This is a genomic window from Xanthomonas sp. NCPPB 1754, assembly GCF_041475725.2.
GTDB lineage: Bacteria > Pseudomonadota > Gammaproteobacteria > Xanthomonadales > Xanthomonadaceae > Xanthomonas > Xanthomonas euvesicatoria.
Genome location: NZ_CM192982.1, coordinates 2642489 through 2661401, shown reverse-complemented (window position 1 = coordinate 2661401; position 18913 = coordinate 2642489). Strand labels below are relative to the sequence as shown.

At 65.1% G+C, this 18913-nt stretch carries 14 protein-coding genes; 11 read left to right on the top strand and 3 right to left on the bottom strand.

The features are described from left to right. Positions 1-19: 19 nt before the first annotated feature. Complete coding sequence (locus tag ACCQ15_RS11705; RefSeq protein WP_003487019.1) at positions 20-457, top strand: hypothetical protein; 438 nt, start codon at positions 20-22, stop codon at positions 455-457. Positions 458-797: 340 nt separating this feature from the next. Here the strand turns inward: ACCQ15_RS11705 and ACCQ15_RS11700 are convergent, their stop codons facing one another. Genes ACCQ15_RS11700 through ACCQ15_RS11690 form a run of 3 tightly spaced genes read right to left on the bottom strand, consistent with a single transcriptional unit; the run spans position 798 to position 4612 of the window. Beyond that, the gene (locus ACCQ15_RS11700; protein ID WP_372380595.1) at positions 798-2441 is read right to left on the bottom strand and encodes a pseudouridine synthase; all 1644 of its coding nucleotides are present in this window, start codon (positions 2439-2441) and stop codon (positions 798-800) included. Beyond that, complete coding sequence (gene scpB, locus ACCQ15_RS11695) at positions 2434-3570, bottom strand: SMC-Scp complex subunit ScpB (RefSeq protein WP_372380594.1); 1137 nt, start codon at positions 3568-3570, stop codon at positions 2434-2436. Before scpB ends, ACCQ15_RS11700 begins: the two co-directional genes overlap by 8 nt. A 13-nt stretch (positions 3571-3583) precedes the next feature. Then, a complete protein-coding gene (locus ACCQ15_RS11690; protein ID WP_184420162.1) occupies positions 3584-4612 on the bottom strand; it encodes a segregation and condensation protein A in 1029 nt (342 codons plus the stop codon). A 228-nt stretch (positions 4613-4840) separates the two neighbouring features. Between ACCQ15_RS11690 and ACCQ15_RS11685 the strand changes: the two genes are divergently transcribed. From ACCQ15_RS11685 to ACCQ15_RS11640, 10 genes are all read left to right on the top strand, one after another. Then, on the top strand, positions 4841-5140 hold the full coding sequence (locus ACCQ15_RS11685; RefSeq protein WP_014090321.1) for a YciI family protein: 300 nt from the start codon (positions 4841-4843) through the stop codon (positions 5138-5140). Further along, a complete protein-coding gene (locus tag ACCQ15_RS11680) occupies positions 5137-5406 on the top strand; it encodes a BolA family protein (RefSeq protein WP_008571805.1) in 270 nt (89 codons plus the stop codon). Before ACCQ15_RS11685 ends, ACCQ15_RS11680 begins: the two co-directional genes overlap by 4 nt. A gap of 377 nt (positions 5407-5783) precedes the next feature. Then, positions 5784-6806, top strand: coding sequence for a LacI family DNA-binding transcriptional regulator (locus tag ACCQ15_RS11675; protein ID WP_011347676.1), 1023 nt, complete (start codon positions 5784-5786; stop codon positions 6804-6806). Positions 6807-6939: 133 nt separating this feature from the next. After that, positions 6940-9918 (top strand): TonB-dependent receptor, encoded by a 2979-nt coding sequence (locus tag ACCQ15_RS11670; protein ID WP_372380593.1) that lies wholly within the window; start codon positions 6940-6942, stop codon positions 9916-9918. Between the two features lie 103 nt (positions 9919-10021). Continuing rightward, positions 10022-11641, top strand: a complete 1620-nt coding sequence (locus tag ACCQ15_RS11665; RefSeq protein ID WP_011347674.1) for a glucoamylase family protein — start codon at positions 10022-10024, stop codon at positions 11639-11641. 3 nt (positions 11642-11644) lie between these two features. Further along, a complete protein-coding gene (locus ACCQ15_RS11660) occupies positions 11645-13015 on the top strand; it encodes a sugar ABC transporter substrate-binding protein (RefSeq protein ID WP_031422949.1) in 1371 nt (456 codons plus the stop codon). After that, positions 13012-13896, top strand: a complete 885-nt coding sequence (locus ACCQ15_RS11655) for a carbohydrate ABC transporter permease (RefSeq protein WP_011347672.1) — start codon at positions 13012-13014, stop codon at positions 13894-13896. The genes ACCQ15_RS11660 and ACCQ15_RS11655 overlap by 4 nt, the downstream gene beginning before the upstream one ends. Next, entirely contained in the window at positions 13893-14729 is an 837-nt protein-coding gene (locus tag ACCQ15_RS11650; protein ID WP_011347671.1) for a carbohydrate ABC transporter permease, read from the top strand. Before ACCQ15_RS11655 ends, ACCQ15_RS11650 begins: the two co-directional genes overlap by 4 nt. A gap of 26 nt (positions 14730-14755) precedes the next feature. After that, positions 14756-17893, top strand: a complete 3138-nt coding sequence (locus ACCQ15_RS11645) for a discoidin domain-containing protein (RefSeq protein ID WP_014090316.1) — start codon at positions 14756-14758, stop codon at positions 17891-17893. Positions 17894-17952: 59 nt separating this feature from the next. Beyond that, positions 17953-18849, top strand: coding sequence for an endonuclease/exonuclease/phosphatase family protein (locus tag ACCQ15_RS11640; RefSeq protein WP_372380592.1), 897 nt, complete (start codon positions 17953-17955; stop codon positions 18847-18849). Positions 18850-18913 lie beyond the last annotated feature (64 nt).

The following is an 18913-nucleotide window of genomic DNA, read 5'->3' as shown; positions in this document are numbered from 1 at the left end:
CACCACTGGCACTGCTCACATGATCAAGTCACTTTCGCTCATCGCGCTGCTTGGCGCCGCCACGCTGGCTCCGCAGGCGCAGGCCGCCGGCAACATCGATTGCCAGCTGTCGTTCAACTTGTCCGGCTGGTCGGTGTTCTACAAAACCGCCAGCGGTACCGGCACCATCAAGTGCGATAACGGTGCGGTCATTCCGGTCAAGATCTCCAGCAAAGGCGGTGGCCTGACGGTCGGTAAATCCAAGATCGTCGGCGGCCGCGGCACCTTCAGCGGTGCCTATAGCCTCAACGACCTGTTCGGCACGTATGCCGCCGCCGAAGCGCACGCGGGCGTCGTGAAGTCCAGCACCGCACAGGTCGTCACCAAGGGCGATATCTCGCTTGCGCTGGCAGGCACAGGCGAGGGCGTGGACCTGGGTGTCAACGTGGGTAACTTCGTGATCGAGCGTCGCAAGTAAGAGCGGTAACAAGCTGAGCGAGCTGTCCCCGGATGGGCGTGCACTGCGCGCCCAACACCGGAGTGCACAGGTGGCAGGTGTCGATGTCGAGCAACGGTCGTGCCCACCCGAAGGCCGCGCAGTCGTGGGGCCGAGCCAGGTCGCAGCATCGGATCGCGCTCATTCAAGCGGTGCGTGCAGTGTCTGCATCGCGATGGCGCTGCAAGGGGGGTGGCTTTCGTTAAACGACTGCACGACCGGATACGCGGCAGCTTCTCTGCTTCAGTCGATGTCCTATACCGTCCTCCACATAAAAACGGCCCTTTGCAGGGCCGTTTTTTATACGCGGATCGGTTGACGCTCAACGACCGCGATTACCGCCGCCGGGAGGACGACGATTGCCGCCGCCCGGCGGACGGCCGCCGGGGCCACGCGGTGCGCCACCCGGGCCGCGAGCGCCGCCACCGGGACCGCCGGGGCCACGGTTGGCAGACGCGGGGCCGCGATTACCACCCGGACCCGGTCGCCCACCGCTCGGGCGACCAGCAGGGCGTGCGGCACCGTACGGGCTGAAGCCCGGGTTGGCGTGATCGGAGGGGAAGCTCGGTGCGTTGCCCGGGTGGCCATACGGGTGCTTGCGTTGCCCCTGGCCCTGCGACTGACCCTGTCCGCCGCCAGCGCCGCGTCCCGGACCACCCGGGCGGGCGCCGCCTGGACCGCCAGCGCCCGGTCGCGCACCACCCGGTCCTTTCTTGGCATACGGGCGTGCCTGACCGGTGCCCGGGCCGCTCGGGCCGGCATTGCGGTGGCCGCTCGGGCCGGTGCTCACGCCATCGGGCACATACCAGCTGCGGAACGCGGCCGGGTTGCCGTCTGGCAACGCGCCGCGGTCGCCCTTGGCCGGGCCGCGCTGCTTGAACGGGCGCTGCTGCGATTGCTTGGCGGCCGCTTCGCCGCTCACTGTCAGGCCGCCCCTGAAACCGCCGGGCTTGCCGCGACTGCCACGGCCGCGATCTTCGCGCAAGTTGTCGAAACGCCGCAGTTCGCGGCCTTCATCTGCGCCTGAGGTCTGGCCGTTGACGTAGGCATTGCTGCGGCCATCGCGTGAGACGTGCACGGTCGACTTGGCGGCGCGGCGCTGACCGATCACAGGCTGCAGGGTCAGTGCCGACGGCGCGCCTTCTTCCAGTTTCAGTTCGGCGCGCAACGCGTCGACCTTGTCCTGCGCCACTTCCACCGAGTGCCCGCGCAGCAGCTCGCGCGGCAGCGAAATCTTGCCGTAACGGCTGCGCTTGAGGCGGCTGACCTGGCAACCCTGCGATTCCCACAGGCGGCGCACTTCGCGGTTGCGGCCTTCCTTGACCACCACGCGGAACCAGTCGTGCGAGTCGGTACCGCCGATGCGTTCGATCTCGTCGAATTTGGCGCCACCGTCTTCCAGCAGCACGCCGCGCGACAGGCGCTCGATGATGGCATCGGAGACTTTTTCTTCGCCTTCCGGCGCACGCACGCGCACCACGTATTCGCGCTCGACCTCGTAGGAGGGGTGCATCATCGCGTTGGCCAGCTCACCGTCGGTGGTGAGCAGCAGCAGGCCGGTGGTGTTGATGTCCAGGCGGCCAATGGCGATCCAGCGCGAGCCCTTCAAAACCGGAAGCGACTCGAACACGGTCGGGCGGCCTTCGGGATCTTCGCGCGTGGTCACTTCGCCTTCGGGCTTGTTGTAGATCAGCACGCGCGAGGGCTCGGTCAGCGCGCTGGCCACGAAGCTGCGGCCGTCCAACTCGATCTTGTCGCCGCTGCGCACCGACATGCCGGTCTGCGCGACGGCGCCATTGACCTTGATCAGGCCGTCGGCGATGCGCTGTTCCAGCGCGCGGCGCGAACCCAGGCCGGCCTGGGCCAGCACCTTGTGCAGGCGCTCTTCCAGCTTGGGCGCTTCGGGCGCGCTGTCGCGCTTGAGAGAAAGCTTGTTCAACGACAGCTTGCGGGGGGTGTCACTCATGTGTCTGGCTCCGGCCGCCGCGTTGCGGGTCGGCCTCTGGGTCGGAATCGGCTTCGTCAACAGCCACGGTCGTCGTCGCGACGGCGTTGTCTTCGTCTTCGTTCACTGCATCCGCGCGCGTTCCCGGCGCGGTGTCGGGGTCGCCCTCACGGGCGTCGTCTGGGTCCTGCGTGTTCTTCTCGTGCGCCGAGCCATGCTCGGGGTGTTGCGGTGTCTGGTCGTTTACTGCGTCGACCGCTTCGGTGTCGATCGCCTCATCGAGACCGTGGTGTTGCTGGTCGACTGCGGCATCGTCAGGCGATTGCTGTGCATGCTGGTCGGCGTCGGCGTCACTTTCAATTTCGGTATCGCGCTCGGCGTCGGCCTCGTCCATTTCCAAACTATCTTGCAAAGCGCCGGTGCCGCTGTCGTCAGCCGCAGCGCCAGCTTCCACATCCGCGTCGGTACCGCCAGCATCCGCATCGTCAGCACCCGTATCGCCGCCCTCGGCGTCAGCCTGATCTGCATCGGCCTGATCCCGCGCCGCGTCCATCGCTGCCGCCGCGGGCACGGCGCCATCCAGTTGCCCGTCGCGGTCCAGCGGCAGCTGCGGTTCCAGCTCGGCGATGTCCTTCAACTCAGACAATGGCGGCAGCTCGTCCAATCGCTTGAGCCCGAAGTAATCCAGAAAGCCCTTGGTGGTGCCGAACAGGGCCGGCTTGCCGGGCACGTCGCGGTGGCCCACCACGCGGATCCATTCGCGCTCTTCCAGCGCCTGGATGATGTTGCTGCTGACGGCCACGCCGCGCACCTGCTCGATCTCGCCGCGGGTAATCGGCTGGCGGTAGGCGATCAGCGCCAGGGTCTCCAGCGTGGCGCGGGTGTACTTGGTGCGGCGCTCGGTCCACAGCCGGGCGACCCAGCCATGCACATCGGCCTTGACCTGGAAGCGGAAGCCGGAGGCCACTTCGACCAGTTCCACGCCGCGCTCGGCGCAGGCCTCGCGCAGCAGTTCCAGCGCGTGCTCCACGCTGCCGGGCGGTGCCGGCTCTTCTTCCGGAAACAGGCCCTGCAGTTGCGCCAGCGTCAGCGGCTGGCTGCTCGCCAACAGGGCGGCTTCGATAATGCGGGTGATCAGCGCTTGATCCATTCGGTGATCGGCTTCAGATAGGTTCGTTGGCGGCATCGCTATCGTCGAATTCGCTGGAGAATTGCAACGGCGCATTGGTATTGCCCAACGCCAGCGACTTCACGTAGATCGGCGCCAGCGGCGCTTCCTGCACGATGTCCAGCAACTGCTCCTTGGCCAGTTCGAGCAGCGCCAGGAAGGTGACCAGCACGCCGAGCTTGCCTTCTTCGGCAGTGAACAGCGATTCGAAACGGTAGAACTTGCCATCGTCCAGGCGGCTGAGCACATCGCCCATGCGCTGGCGCACACTCAGCGCCTCGCGCTTGATCGCATGGCCGGTGAACAGCTCGGCGCGTTTGAGCACGTCGTACAGCGCCATCAGCATTTCTTTCAGCTCCACCGGCGGCGGCAGCTTCACCGCTGCGCGCTCGGGCAGATGCGCCTGCACCGGCGCGCTGTCGCGGCCCATGCGGGGCAGGGTGTCCAGATCCTCGGCGGCCTGCTTGAAGCGTTCGTATTCCTGCAGGCGGCGTACCAGCTCGGCGCGCGGATCTTCTTCTTCGCCATCCTGGCTGGGAGGGCGCGGCAACAGCATGCGCGATTTGATCTCGGCCAGGATTGCCGCCATTACCAGATATTCGGCTGCCAGTTCGAAGCGCAGCTCCTGCATCACATTGATGTAGTCCACATATTGCCGGGTGATCTCGGCGACGGGGATGTCCAGGATGTCCAGGTTCTGGCGGCGGATCAGATACAGCAGCAGGTCCAGCGGGCCTTCGAAGGCATCCAGGATGACTTCCAGCGCATCCGGCGGGATATACAGATCCTGCGGAATCTGCAGCACCGGTTGCCCATGCACCACCGCCAGCGGCATTTCCTGCTGCTGTGGCGGCGCGCTCGTGGCTGGCGGAGTCGCGACGTGCGCGAGTTCGGAATTCATCAGGTCGACATCGGTCTTGCGGTCGCCGGCGGCGGTCTTAAGCCGCGCCTGCAGGGCTTTGCCTTGAGTTATTGCGATCAATGTCGTGCCTGTGCCGGCACGATCCCACAAATCCACATACAACGTCCGCCGCGTGGCATGCGGCGACGGAACAGCGAGGAGGTCGTCTACGCGGACCGGCGGTGGGCAGCGAATCGGTCGTCGGGAAGAGCGCTGCGCCTGGGCCGACGGGCCGCTGCGTCCGGTTGCGTGTGCAGTGGTGCCAAGGGTAATGCGTGCGCGGGGGCGGTGTCCAGCGCCGACGCGGCTAGAATCGGTGCGGTGATCTTCCAGTCTTGGGCGAGGTGGCGTGTGTGGTACGTAATCGAGGGATATGACCGGGCCGACGCAGTGGCGGCACGGCAGCAGGCGCGGCCGGCGCATCTGGCGCGTCTGCAGGCGCTTGCGGCTGCTGGGCGGTTGCTGGTGGCGGGCCCGTGTCCGGCCATCGACGCCGAAGATCCAGGTCCGGCCGGTTTCACCGGCAGCGTCGTGATTGCCGAGTTCGACGCCCTGGAGGATGCGCGCGCCTGGGCCGATGCCGACCCCTATGTGGAAGCGGGCGTGTACACGCGCACCGAGGTCCGCCCATTCCGCCGGGTATTGCCATGAGCCGGGTCGAGCAGATCCGCGCAGCGTTGCAGGCGGCACTGGCGCCCACCGAACTGGACGTCGTCGACGACAGCGCGCGGCATGCCGGCCATGCCGGTGCGCGCGACGGGCGCGGGCACTTCAATGTGCGCGTGGTCAGCGCCGCATTCGTCGGCAAGCCGCCACTGGCACGGCATCGCGCGGTGTACGCCGCGGTGGGCGAGATGATGCAGACCGATATTCATGCCTTGTCGATCGAGGCCTTCGCGCCGGGCGAGGTTGGCTGAACGTCGCGGGGAACGCCGGCGGTCGTACCGGGCCATCTGCTGTGATCAGAACTGCCGGGCTCAGCGGTGATTGCCTTCTCGGCAGCGAGCGTCAGGGTGCAGCCGGCAAGGCCGCGGGAGTGCCGGTGCAGGCGCCGGTCCGTGCGGTCCTGGCAAGACTGGATTGACCAGCAAATCGTGACCTGCATCCTGCTTCGCATGTGGACGCATGGGTGCATATTTGTTGCGACGCAGCACGTTGCTTCACGTGCTCCTCACCCGCAGCTGATTGATCTGTAAGCGTTTTCACGCATGTGAAGATAGGGGTTTACGCCTCTGTATGAAAACGCTTACAGTCCGCGCCAGTTTTGGGAAGTCGGTCGCGGAGGGCGACACGAATGGCCAAGGGTGCGGTCACCATCAAAGATGTCGCTCGGGAAGCGCAGGTCTCCGTCGCAACGGTGTCGCGTGCGCTCAACGGGCACGACAACGTTGCCGGACCGGTGCGCCAGCAGGTGCTGGAGGTGGCCGAGCGGCTGCGCTACAGCCCGCATGCGGCCGCGCGCAGCCTGAGCAGCCGGCGCTCGCAGACCCTGGGCGTGGTGCTGCCGGACTTGTATGGCGAATTCTTTTCCGAATTGATCCGTGGCATCGACGGCGCAGCGCGCGCGGCCGGCCAGCACCTGTTGGTGTCCAGCTACCACGGCGATCCGGAAGCCCAGGGCAGGGCGCTGCGCTCGATGCGCGGGCGCGTCGATGGCCTGCTGGTGCTCTCGCCCTACGCCGAGCAGCCGGGGTTCCTCACCGACAACCTGCCGCAGTCGTTGCCGACGGTGTTGATCAATGCGCACCTGCCCGGTGCCGACTATCCGGTGCTGAGCATCGACGACCACGCCGGTGCCATGGCCATGACCGAGCACCTGTTGCGGGCCGGGCACCGCCGCATCGCCTTCATCGGTGGCCCGGCGCTGAATTTCGATGCGCGCGAACGCCTGCGCGGCTTCCGCGATGCGCTTGCTGCGTTCGGTGCGCAGGCGCAGGGCGTGGAATACCCGGGCGACTTCGACGAAGCCTCCGGCCACCGCGCCGGGCTGGCGATGCTGGCGGCCGGCGCGTTGCCGGATGCGGTGTTCGCCGCCAACGACATGACCGCGCTGGGCTGCCTGTACGCGTTTGCCCAGGCCGATGTGTCGGTGCCTGGCGACGTGGCGCTGGCGGGTTTTGACGACATTCCGCTGGCCCGCTTTGTCCATCCCGCGCTGACCACCATGCGGGTGAGCATCGCCCGGCTGGGCGAGCAGGCGATGACCCGGCTGATGCGCCTGGTCGAAACGCCTGACCGCGATGACGGCATCCGCCAGTTGCTGACGCCCGAGCTGGTGATCCGTGCCTCCTGCGGTGCCGGCCAATCGGCTCACTGACCTTTCCGGCCACGCGTTTCCGGGCCGACCTTTTCGCGGACGTCCTGTCCGCTCCCGCTGTCCCCGCAGCGGCTGTTCCTGCACCACTGCACTGCCACAACAACAATCTGTACCGATCCCTGGAGGGACGACCATGCGCCACCACCACCCCCATTCCGCCCGTCCGGCGCGCAAGCTGCTCAGCTGCGCGCTTGCCAGCTGCCTGCTGCTCGGCGCCGCTCCGGCCTTCGCACAGAGCACCGCTGCGACCATCCGCGGGCAGGTCACCGTCGATGCCGCACCTGCCGCCCAGGCGCAGGTCACCGCCACCAATCTGGCCACCGGCCTGACCCGCACCGTGCAGGTCAGCAATGGCGGCTATTCGGTGGGCGGCCTGCCGCCGGGTTCGTACCGCATCGATGTCACCGCCAATGGCCAGACCAGCTCGCAGAACGTCACCGTGCAGGTCGGCCAGACCGCGACCTTGAACCTGGGCGTCGGTGGCGAACCGGCCACGGCCGCCGGTGGTAACGCCACCACGCTGGATGCGGTGCAGGTGAAGGCGCCGCCGGTGCTGGTGGAGACGCGCACCTCCGAGAACGCCACCTACATTTCCAACGTGCAGATCCAGAACCTGCCGCGCGCCACGCGCAACTTCCTGGAGCTGGCCGACACCGTGCCCAACGTGCAGTTCACCCGCGATGCCAACGGCACCACCAAGGTGCGCACCGGCGCCACCTCGGCCGAAGGCACCAATGTCTACATCGACGGTGTGAGCCAGAAGAACTACGTGCTCACCGGCGGCGTGAGCGGCCAGGATTCCAGCCGCGGCAACCCGTTCCCGCAGTCGGCGATCGGCGAATACAAGGTCATCACCTCCAATTACAAGGCCGAGTTCGACCAGGTCAGCGGCGCGGCCATCGTGGCCTCGTCCAAGTCCGGCACCAACGATTTCCACGGCAGCTTCTTCTGGGACACCAGCAACGACAGCTGGCGCGAGGAAAGCCCGCTGGAGAAGAAGGCCGGCGTGCGCGACGACTTCGAAGAAACCCAGTACGGCGCCACCTTCAGCGGCCCGATCCTCAAGGACAAGGCGCACTTCTTCATCGCCTATGAAGCCAAGGAATACACCACCCCGAACGTGGTGATCCCCGGCTCGATCTATTCGGACCGCGTCGACCAGTTGCCGGCCCAGCTGCAGCCGCTGGTGGTGACCTCCAGCACGCCGTTCAAGGAAGACCTGTACTTCGGCAAGATCGACTGGACCATCGGCGAAAACAACCTGTTCGAGCTGACCGGCAAGTACCGCAAGGAAGACGAGCTCAACGACGTCGGCCGCACCTCGACCTACGAGCACGGCAGCATCAACGGCCAGGAAGAAAAGCGCGCCAACCTGCGCTGGCAGTACAGCGGGGCCAACTTCCTCAACGAAGCCAACCTGAGCTACGAAAGCGCGTTCTGGAACCAGGCGCCGATCAACAACGGCAATGGCTACATCCTCAGCTACGCGCCGGCGCGCGGCAACGAGACCGACATCCTGGCGGCGGGCGCCGGCAGCAGCTTCCAGCGCAAGGGGCAGAAGGGCTGGACCTTCCAGGACGACCTGACCTTGAACAGCCTGGAATGGCACGGCGCGCACACCGTCAAGATGGGCGTGAAGTTCAAGAGCATCGACCTGGATTCGACCCAGTTCAATCCGGCCAACCCGCAGTACTACTACAACATCCTCACCGACGTGCAAACACCGTACCGCGTGCGCTTCGGTGCGCCGCTGGTGGAAGGTGGCGGTTCGGTGGTGTCCAAGAACAAGCAGTACGGCATCTACCTGCAGGACGACTGGGAGGTCAACGAGCACTGGACCTTGAACCTGGGCGTGCGCTACGACTACGAGCAAACCCCGGCATTCCTGGATTTCGTGACCCCCTCGGATGTCGCCAGCGCGCTGCAGAACTGGCCGAACCTGCGCAACGCCAACTACAACATCAACGACTTCATCAGCACCGGCAACAACCGCAAGGCGTTCAAGAATGCCTGGCAGCCGCGTCTGGGCGCCTCCTACGACCTGTTCGGCGATCAGGCCCACGTGATCTATGGCGGCGCCGGTCGTGCCTATGACCGCAACATCTTCGATTACCTGGCACTGGAGCAGCTCAACAACTCTTTCAAGTCGTATAGCTACTACTTCACCAGCGCCAACAACCCCGCTTGCCTGGGCGACCCGTGCACGGCCTGGAATCCGGCGTACAACAGTCAGGATGGCTTGAACACACTCACGGCCAACAGCACCGGCGGTGGCGGACGTGAGGTCTACCTGATCGACAACAACCTCAAGACCCCGTACTCCGATCAATTCAGCATCGGCATGCGCAACATGGTGCCGTTGTGGGGCCAGGACTGGTTCACCGATGTCACCCTGAGCCGCATCGAAAGCCATGACGGTTTCGCCTTCGTGCGCGGCAACCGCCTGCCGGACGGTTCGTTCTTCCAGCCGGGCACCACCTCCGGCGTGCCGACCGACGGCCCGAATGGCTATAGCGCCATCGTGCTGGGCACCAATGGCGTGGAAACCCGCAACAACCAGCTGGCCTTGCAGGTGGAAAAGCCCTTCGACGAAGAGTCCGGCTGGGGCTTGACCGTGGCCTACACCTATTCCGATGCGAAGGAGAACCGGCAGTTCGGCGAGCACTATGCGCTGGACCGCGAACGCATCCAGGACTATGGCTGGCGCGAGGCCGGCGGCATCCCCAAGAACCGCCTGGTGGTCACCGGCATCTACGAGCTGCCGTATGAGGTCAAGCTGTCCGGCAAGCTGTCGCTGGCCAGCCAGACCGCGCGCTATGGACAGAATTGCCTGGCCGGCAACGACCAGTGCGAGATCATCCAGTTCAAGCCGGATGGCACGCTGGGCTACAAGGAATTCAGCATTGCCGCCAATAAAGAGTGGGACACCGGCGGTGGTGTCAAATTCAATGTGCGTGCGGATATCCTCAACGTGTTCAACTGGGTTAATTACGCCACCTTCAACGGCGATACCGGAACATTGCAGGACTTGAACACGGCTTACGGCACACCGACCGGTGTGCTGGCGTCGCCGATGCGTACCTTCCGTCTGGCCTTCGGCCTGAACTGGTGAGGTGCTCGACCGCCCTGGCCGCAACGCCAGGGCGGTCGAACTCGGCGCCTGGATAGGGTAGGTTGGCGTGTCAGATGTAATCGATTACACACGTGGGGGGCGGATGGACAGGGGCAACACGTCGCGATGGTTGACGATTCCACTCTTGCTGGGCGCGCTGGTCTTGGCGTCGTGCAAGCAAGCCGAGGAACCCAAGGTGGCCGAAAAGAAGGCACCGGTCAAAGTCATCCTGGTTGAGGCGCAACTGCCGCCCAAACCGGTCAAGCCGCCGCTGCCGCCGCTGTTTTCGGACATCGAACGCCGCACATTCCAGTTCTTCTGGGACACCACCAACGAGGTCAACGGCCTGTCGCCGGATCGGTTTCCGTCGCGCCCGTTTGCCAGCATTGCGTCGGTCGGATTCGCGTTGACCGCCTATCCGATCGGCATCGAGAACGGGTGGGTCAGTCGCAATCAGGCAATCGACCGCACCCTGACCACGCTGAAATTCTTCCGCGACGCGCCGATGGGTCCGCAGAAGACCGGCCGGGCCGGCTACAAGGGCTTCTACTACCATTTTCTGGACATGCAGCAGGGCAACCGCTATGACAGCTGGGTTGAACTGTCGAGCGTGGACACCGCACTGCTGATGATGGGCGTGTTGTTCACCCAGTCGTACTACGACGGCGACGACCCGCGCGAAAAGGAGATCCGCCAGATCGCCGACACGCTGTACAAGCGCGTGGACTGGCGCTGGTTGCAACAGCGCGCGCCGCTGATCTCGATGGGCTGGTTCCCCGAGAGCGGCTTCATCAACCACGACTGGATGGGCTACAACGAGGCGATGATGCTGTACATCCTCGCGCTGGGCTCGCCAACGCATGGCGTCGACCCGGACGCCTGGACCAGCTGGACCCGCACCTACAACAACGACTGGGGCGTGTATCAGGGCCAGGAATACCTGTCGTTCGGCCCGCTGTTCGGCCACCAATACAGCCATGTCTGGATCGACTTCCGCGATATCCAGGACCAGTACATGCGCGAACGCGGCATCGACTACTTCCTCAACAGCCGCCGCGCCACGTTGGCGCAGCGCGACTACGCCATCGACAACCCGATGAAGTGGAAGGACTACGGCGAAAACGTCTGGGGCCTGACCGCCAGCGACGGTCCGCAGAACACCAGCCAGGAATACCGCGGCGAGCAGCGCCAGTTCCGCCATTACTCTTCGCGCGGCGCCGGTCTGCGCGAGAATTTCGACGACGGCACCATCGCCCCGACTGCGGCGATCTCCTCGATCGTGTTCGCCCCGGAAGTGGTGATTCCTGCCACCCAAGAGATGCACAAGCGCTATGGCGACTTCCTGTATTCGAGCTACGGGTTCCTGGATTCGTTCAACCCCAGTTTCAACTACGACATCCCGATCAAGACCGGGCGCATGGTGCCGGACCGTGGCTGGGTGGCCAGCGACTACATCGCCATCGACCAGGGCCCGATCCTGACGATGATCGCCAACTACCAGAACGAATTCGTCTGGAACGTGATGAAGAAGAACCCCTACATCCGTGCCGGTCTGGAACGCGCCGGCTTCACCGGCGGCTGGCTCACTCCGGAGGGCGAGCCGCAGCCGGCGCCGCAGAAGGACGAGCAGAAGGCCGCCGCGCGCGCGCTGGGCATGGCCGAATCGCGTGCCGCCGCCGCCCAGGCCCAGCAAGACCCCTCGCAACGCCAGAAACCCGAGTAATCCGTGCGCCTTTTGAAACTGTTGATGTTGGCCGTCGCCCTGTGTGCAGGTGCGACGGGATGCGAACGCTCCGATCCGGGCAAGACCACGGTGCGCTTCTGGGCGATGGGCAAGGAGGCCGAAGTGGTCGCCGAGCTGGTGGCCGATTTCGAAAAGCAGAACCCCACTATCCACGTGGATGTGCAGAACATCCCGATGACGGCGGCACACGAAAAACTGCTGACCGCCTTTGCCGCCGATGGCCTGCCGGATGTGTGCCAGCTCGGCAACACCTGGCTGCCGGAGTTCGCGCTGCTGGACACGTTGGAGCCGATGCAGCCGTACGTGGCGCGCTCCAGCGTTGTCGACCCGGCCGATTATTTCCCCGGCGTGTGGGACACCAATCTGGTCGATGGCACGCTGTACGGCGTGCCGTGGTACGTGGACACGCGGCTGCTGTTCTACCGCAAGGACTTGCTGCGCGAGGCCGGCTATAGCGAAATGCCCAAGACCTGGGCCGAGATGGAACAGGTGATGGCCGCGATCAAGCGCAAGGTCGGCCCCGACCGCTACGCCATCCTGATGCCGCTCAACGAATTCGAGCAGCAATTGTCGTTCGCGCTGCAGCAGGACGACCGCCTGCTGCGCGACCACGACAATTACGGCAACTTCCGTGGCGCCGGTTTCCGCAAGGCACTGGGCTTCTACGACAACATGTATCAGCAGGGCTGGGCGCCCAAGGTCTCAGAGACCCAGGTCTCCAATGTCTGGTACGAATTCTTCAACGGCTATTACGCCTTCTATCTGTCCGGCCCGTGGAACGTGCGCGAGTTCAAGCTGCGCCAGCCGCCGGGCATGGAAGGCAAGTGGGGCACCGCGCCGTTGCCGGGGCCCACTGGCTTGGGTGCCGGCATCGCCGGCGGTTCCAGCCTGGTGATCTTCAAGTCCTCGCAACACAAGGACGCCAGCTGGAAGCTGATCGAATACCTGTCCCAGCCGCAGGTGCAGGCGCGTTTCCACGCCATCATCGGCGACCTGCCGCCGCGTCGCAGTACCTGGAAGCTGCCTTCGCTGGCCAACGACGAACTGGCGCATGCCTTCGGCGATCAGCTGGAGCGGGTCAAGGCCACGCCCAAGGTGCTGGAGTGGGAGCGCATCGTGCAGGAAATGCGTCTGGTCACCGAGCGTGTGGTGCGCGGCGGGCAATCGCACGAAGCCGCCGTGCAGGAACTGGATCAACGCGTGGACGAAATCTTGGCCAAGCGCCGCTGGATCTTCGAGCAGGAGGGCGGGCATGTCGGCCCGGCCGGTGACACCGCTCCGCCGGCAGTGAAGCCAGCGGCAGCAGGCACCACCGCGCCAGCTGCCGCAGCGGATCAGGGAGCCGCACGATGATGAAGCGCAATTCCGTCGCCGGCTGGGTCTTTGCCGCGCCGTCGATCATGGTGCTGGGCATGTTCTTCGGCGTGCCGGTGTTCGCCGCGCTGGTGCTCAGCGTGACCGACTTCGACCTGTACGCACTGGCCGACAGCAGCCATCTGCGCTTCGTCGGCCTGGGCAACTACATCGACCTGCTGCAGACGCCGCTGTTCTGGAAGTCGTTGTGGAACACCACCTACTTCGTGCTGCTGGGCGTGCCGATGTCGATCGGTGTGTCGCTGGGCGCGGCCCTGCTGCTCAACGCCAAGGCCTCGCGCTTCAAGGCGCTGTTCCGCACCGCCTTGTTCGCGCCAGTGGTGACCACGCTGGTAGCGGTGGCGGTCATCTGGCGCTACCTGTTCCATATCAAGTACGGCCTGGTGAACTTCGGCCTGAGCCATCTGGGCATCGCCCCGATCGACTGGCTGGGCGACCCGCGCTGGGCGATGCCCACCATCATGCTGTTCGCGGTGTGGAAGAACTTCGGCTACAACATGGTGATCTTCCTGGCCGGGCTGCAGGCGATCCCGCAGGACTTGTACGAGGCCGCGCGCATCGATGGCGCTTCGCGCTGGAAGCAGTTCCTGCACATCACCTTGCCGATGCTCGGCCCGGTGCTGATGGTCGTGGGCGTGATCACCATTTCCGGCTACTTCCAGCTGTTCGCCGAACCCTACGTGATGACCCGCGGCGACCCGCTGCAAAGCACCGTCAGTGTGCTGTATTTCATGTTCGAAGAAGGCTTCAAGTGGTGGAACCTCGGCCGCGCGTCGGCGGTGGCGTTCCTGTTGTTCCTGATCATCCTGGCGGTGACCACCGTGATGCTGCGCTTTGGCCGCAAGAAGGACCTGATATGAGTCGTGATGTCGGCGAGTCGCGCTGGAATGCCGTGCTGATCAACGGCGGCCTGCTGGCGCTGGCGGTGATCAGCCTGGCACCGCTGCTATGGATGCTGTCGGTGTCGTTCATGCCCACTGGCGAGGCCAGCCGGTTTCCGCCACCGATGCTGCCGTCGGCGTTCACCACCGCCAACTACCACGAGCTGTTCGCGCGCACCGGCATGGCGCGCAACTTCGCCAACAGCTTGCTGGTGTCCGGGCTGATCACGCTCGGCTCGCTACTGGTCAACACCATGGCCGGTTATGCGTTCGCCAAGCTGCAGTTCGTCGGCCGCGAGCGCATCTTCAAGATCCTGATGGCCGCGCTGGTGATCCCGGCGCAGGTGGCGATGCTGCCGCTGTTCCTGCTGATGAAGCAGTTGCACCTGGTCAACAACATCGGCGGGGTGGTGGTGCCGGCGCTGGCCACGGTGTTCGGCATCTTCCTGGTGCGTCAGTACGCGCGCAGCATTCCGGATGAATTGATCGAGGCCGCGCGCATCGACGGTGCCAGCGAGATGCGCATCTTCTTCCAGATCGTGTTGCCGATGCTCAAGCCGGTGCTGGTCACCTTGACCATCTTCACTTTCATGGGTTCGTGGAACGACTTCATGTGGCCGTTGATCGTGCTGACCGACCAGGAGCAGTACACCTTGCCGGTGGCGCTGGCGGCGCTGTCGCGCGAGCACATCATGGATGTGGAATTGATGATGGCTGGCGCAGTGGTGACGGTGATTCCGGTGCTGCTATTGTTCCTGGCGCTGCAGCGTTACTACATCCAAGGTCTTCTGCTGGGGAGTGTGAAGGGGTGAAACCAGTGTTCCTGCGACTGTGTGCCATGGCCGCTTTCGTCACGTCTGCGGGCGCGGCGCAGGCGCAGGAGCGCGTGCTCGACGGCTTCAACGACATCGGTGCCTGGCGCCTGGTGGTGTCCAACCAGGTTAGCGGTTCGCTGCGCCCGGTGGCCACGCCCTCGGGCGGGCATGCGCTGTGCCTGGACTACAACTTCAACGGCGTGTCCGGCTATGTCGGCATCCGTCGCAATTTGCCGATCACCTATCCGGACAATTACCGGATGTCGTTCGCGGTGCGCGGCGAGTCGCCATCCAACGACCTGCAGCTCAAGCTGATCGACGCAAGCGGCGACAATGTCTGGTGGGTCAACCGGCCGGGCTTCAACTTCCCGAAGAACTGGACAACGTTCAACTACCGCAAGCGCAACATCGAGAAGGCCTGGGGCCCAGGTCAGGACAAGCAACTGCGCAGCAGCGCCGATGTGGAGTTCACCATCTACAACAAGGTCGGCGGCAAGGGCACGGTGTGCTTCGACCGGCTCACGCTCACGCCGCTGCCGCCCGAAGACACCTCGCCGTTGCAGGCCAAGGCCATCACCGACACCGCGCCCGCGTTGGAACAGCGCCTGGCCGATGGCAAGCCGGACACGTTCTGGCTCAGCGGCGCGGTCAAGCAACAGACGGTCACGCTGGATCTGGGCAAGGTGCGCGAATTCGGCGGCGCCGTGGTGCAGTGGGTGCCGGGTCTGCAGGCCTCGCAATACGTGGTGCGCTCCTCCAGCGACGGACGGAGCTGGCGCGACCTGCGCACGGTCACTGCCGGCGCGGGCGGCACTGATTGGTTGGCGCTTCCCGATACCGAAGCGCGCTACCTGCGTTTCGATCTCAAGGACGGCCCCAATTGGCGCTACGGTATCAAGGAAGTGCAGCTGCAGCCGCTGGCATTCGCCGCAACGCCCAATGACTTCATCAAGTCGCTGGCCGCGCAACTGCCGCGCGGCAGCTATCCGCGCGGCTTCTCCGGCGAGCAGCCGTACTGGACCATCCTGGGCCTGGATGGCGGCACCGAACAGGGCCTGATCGGCGAGGACGGTGCGGTGGAAGTGGGCAAGGGCGGTTTCAGCATCGAGCCGTTCGTGGTTACCGGCGGCAAGGTGCTGCACTGGTCCGATGTCAGCAGCGAGCAAAGCCTGCAGGACGATTACCTGCCTATTCCCAGCGTGGATTGGCACCACGACCTGATGAATCTGCGCGTCACCGCCTTCGTGCAGGGCACCCCCGATCAGGCGCAACTGGTCGCGCGTTACCAACTGCACAACACCGGCAAGGATGCGCGCGAGTTCACCCTGGCGCTGGCAGTCCGGCCATTCCAGGTCAACCCGCCGGCGCAGTTTCTCAACACCTTGGGTGGCGTCAGCCGCATCGACCAACTCGCAGTGGATGGTGGCCAGGTCAGCGTCAACGGCAAGCCGCGGGTGTTCGCTGCACAGCGGCCGGATGCCGGCTTTGCAAGCGCCTTCGACAGCGGCATGGACGTCAGCCATCTCACCGCGGCCACGCCGCCGACGGTGACCCAGGTCAAGGACGAAACTGGCCTGGCATCGGGTGTACTGCTGTATCGCTGGAAGCTGGAGCCCGGCCAACGCCGCGAAGTGGCCCTGGTCATTCCGCAAACCGGCGCCGCGCAGCTGCCGGCTGGCTTCGATGCCGACAAGGCGCAGCAGCAGGTGGCGCAGCAATGGCGCAGCAAGCTCGATCGGGTGCGCATCAGCGTGCCGGCCGAAGGCAAGCCGGTGGTCGATACCTTGCGCACCGCGCTGGCGCATATGCTGATCTCACGCATCGGTCCACGCCTGCAGCCGGGCACACGCTCGTATTCGCGCAGCTGGATCCGCGACGGCGCAATGATTTCCGAAGGACTGTTGCGGCTGGGTCGCGAAGACGTGGTGCGCGACTACGTGGATTGGTTCGCGCCATACCAGTTTGCCGATGGCATGGTGCCGTGCTGCGTGGACGACCGCGGCAGCGACCCGGTGCCGGAGAACGACAGCCACGGCGAGCTGATCTACAACATCGCCGAGTACTACCGCTATACCGGCGACAAGGCCTTCCTGGAAAAGATGTGGCCGCATGTCACCGGCGCCTACGACTACATGGAAAGGCTGCGCGCCAGCGAGCGTACCGAAGAAAACTTCATGCGCAACCCGGCTTTCTACGGAATGATGCCGGTGTCGATCAGCCACGAAGGCTATTCGGCCAAGCCGGTGCATTCGTACTGGGATAATTTCTGGGCACTGCGCGGTTACAAGGACGCGGCGATGCTGGCCGGGGCGCTGGACAAGCCAGAGGAAGCGGCACGCTTCAGCGCCGCACGCGATGAATTCAGTGGCGATCTGGTGGCATCGCTGGGCGCGGCCGTGCGTCAGCACAACCTGGATTTTCTGCCGGGCTCGGCGGAGCTGGGCGACTTCGATGCGACCTCGACCACCATTGCGTTGACGCCAGGCGGCGAGCAGCAACGCCTGCCGCAGGATCTGCTGACCAAGACCTTCGAGCGTTACTGGAAGGAATTCTCCGACCGTCGCGACGGCAAGCGCGAATGGAAGGACTACACGCCCTACGAGTGGCGCAACGTGGCCGCATTCGTGCGCCTGGGCTGGCGCGATCGCGCCTGGGACGCGACCGCGTTCTTCTTCAAGGACCGCGCTCCACAACCCTGGAACCAGTGGGCCGAAGTGGTCTCGCGCACGCCACGCACGCCGTTCTTCGTCGGCGACCTGCCGCATGCCTGGGTCGCCTCGGACTTCGTACGCTCGGTGCTGGACATGTTCGCCTACGGCCGCGAATCCGATGCCAGCCTGGTTATCGCGGCCGGCACGCCGACGCGCTGGTTCGAAGGCAAGGGAATCGGTATCGCCGAACTGCGTACACCGTACGGGCGCCTCAACTACACCTTGCAACGCACCGACAAGCAATTGGTGCTGCAGCTGCAGCCCGGGCTGATCCTGCCGCCGGGCGGTGTGGTGCTGCCGTGGCCGTATCAGGGTACCCCGGGCAAGGCCACGATCAACGGCGAATCGGCTGAATGGCAAAACGGCGAGCTGCGCATCCAGCAACTGCCGGCCAACGTGCAAATCGATGTGCCCAGCGCGGTGCGGCGGGCCGAGCGCGCCACGCAATGAGGCAGGCGTGGCGGCCGTCCCGGGCAGCGCCAGCACGGCGAGGTTCCGACGGGCTGCTCATGTGGGTTGCACTGCTGCTGTTCTCCACTGGCGTGCAGGCCGGGCAGGGCGTTCCCTCCGTGCAGCGCGGCAATCGTGAGCAAGTAGCGAACACCGTGCAGTCATCCGCCACAGCGTCGCGTGAAATGACCCTTGTCACGCTCAACCTGCACCACGATCGCGATGACTGGCCGGCACGACGCGCTTATATCGCCAGGGAACTCAAGCGACTGGCGCCGGACGTGATTGCGTTGCAGGAAGTGATCGAGCGCCGCGGCAGCGTGGAAAACCAGGCCGCCTGGCTCGCGCGCAAGCTCGGTTACGACTACACCTTCGCCTCGGTCGATCCGGTCGGCGCACCCAAACGCTACGGCAATGCGTTGCTGAGTCGCCGCAAAGTGCTGGCCACCCACCAGCGCCTGCTGCAGCCGCTGGACGATTACCGTGTCGCCGCGCATCTGCAGGTGGATGTCGATGGCCAGCCGGTCAACATCTACGTCACCCATCTCAACGAACGCGCCGACGCACGCGGTGCCGGCATACGCACGCGCCAGGTGGCCGATCTGCTGGACTTCATCGCCTCCAACAGCGCGCAGGCGCCGGTGGTGATCGCCGGCGATTTCAATACCGCCGCCGATACGCTCGATCTGCAAGCGCTACGCAAGGGCTACGGCGACAGCTACGGCAGCGTGCATCGCAATAGCGACGCCACGGTCAGCACCTTGAACATGCACATCTTCGACAGGCCTGCACGCATCGACCATGTGTTTTTCCAGCAGAACCGACTGCTGGCCCGCGAAGCCCGCATCCTGTTCGAGGCGCCTTATGCCGAAGGCCGCTGGGCATCGGATCACTATGGTGTGTGGGTACGCCTGCAGCTTGCGCCGGAGCATCCGGCAAGCAACCGGATGCCGTAGGAGCGCACCCGGGCGCGATGGGATTTACCGTAAGGCCTATTGGCCCGGGTGCACTCCGACGAAC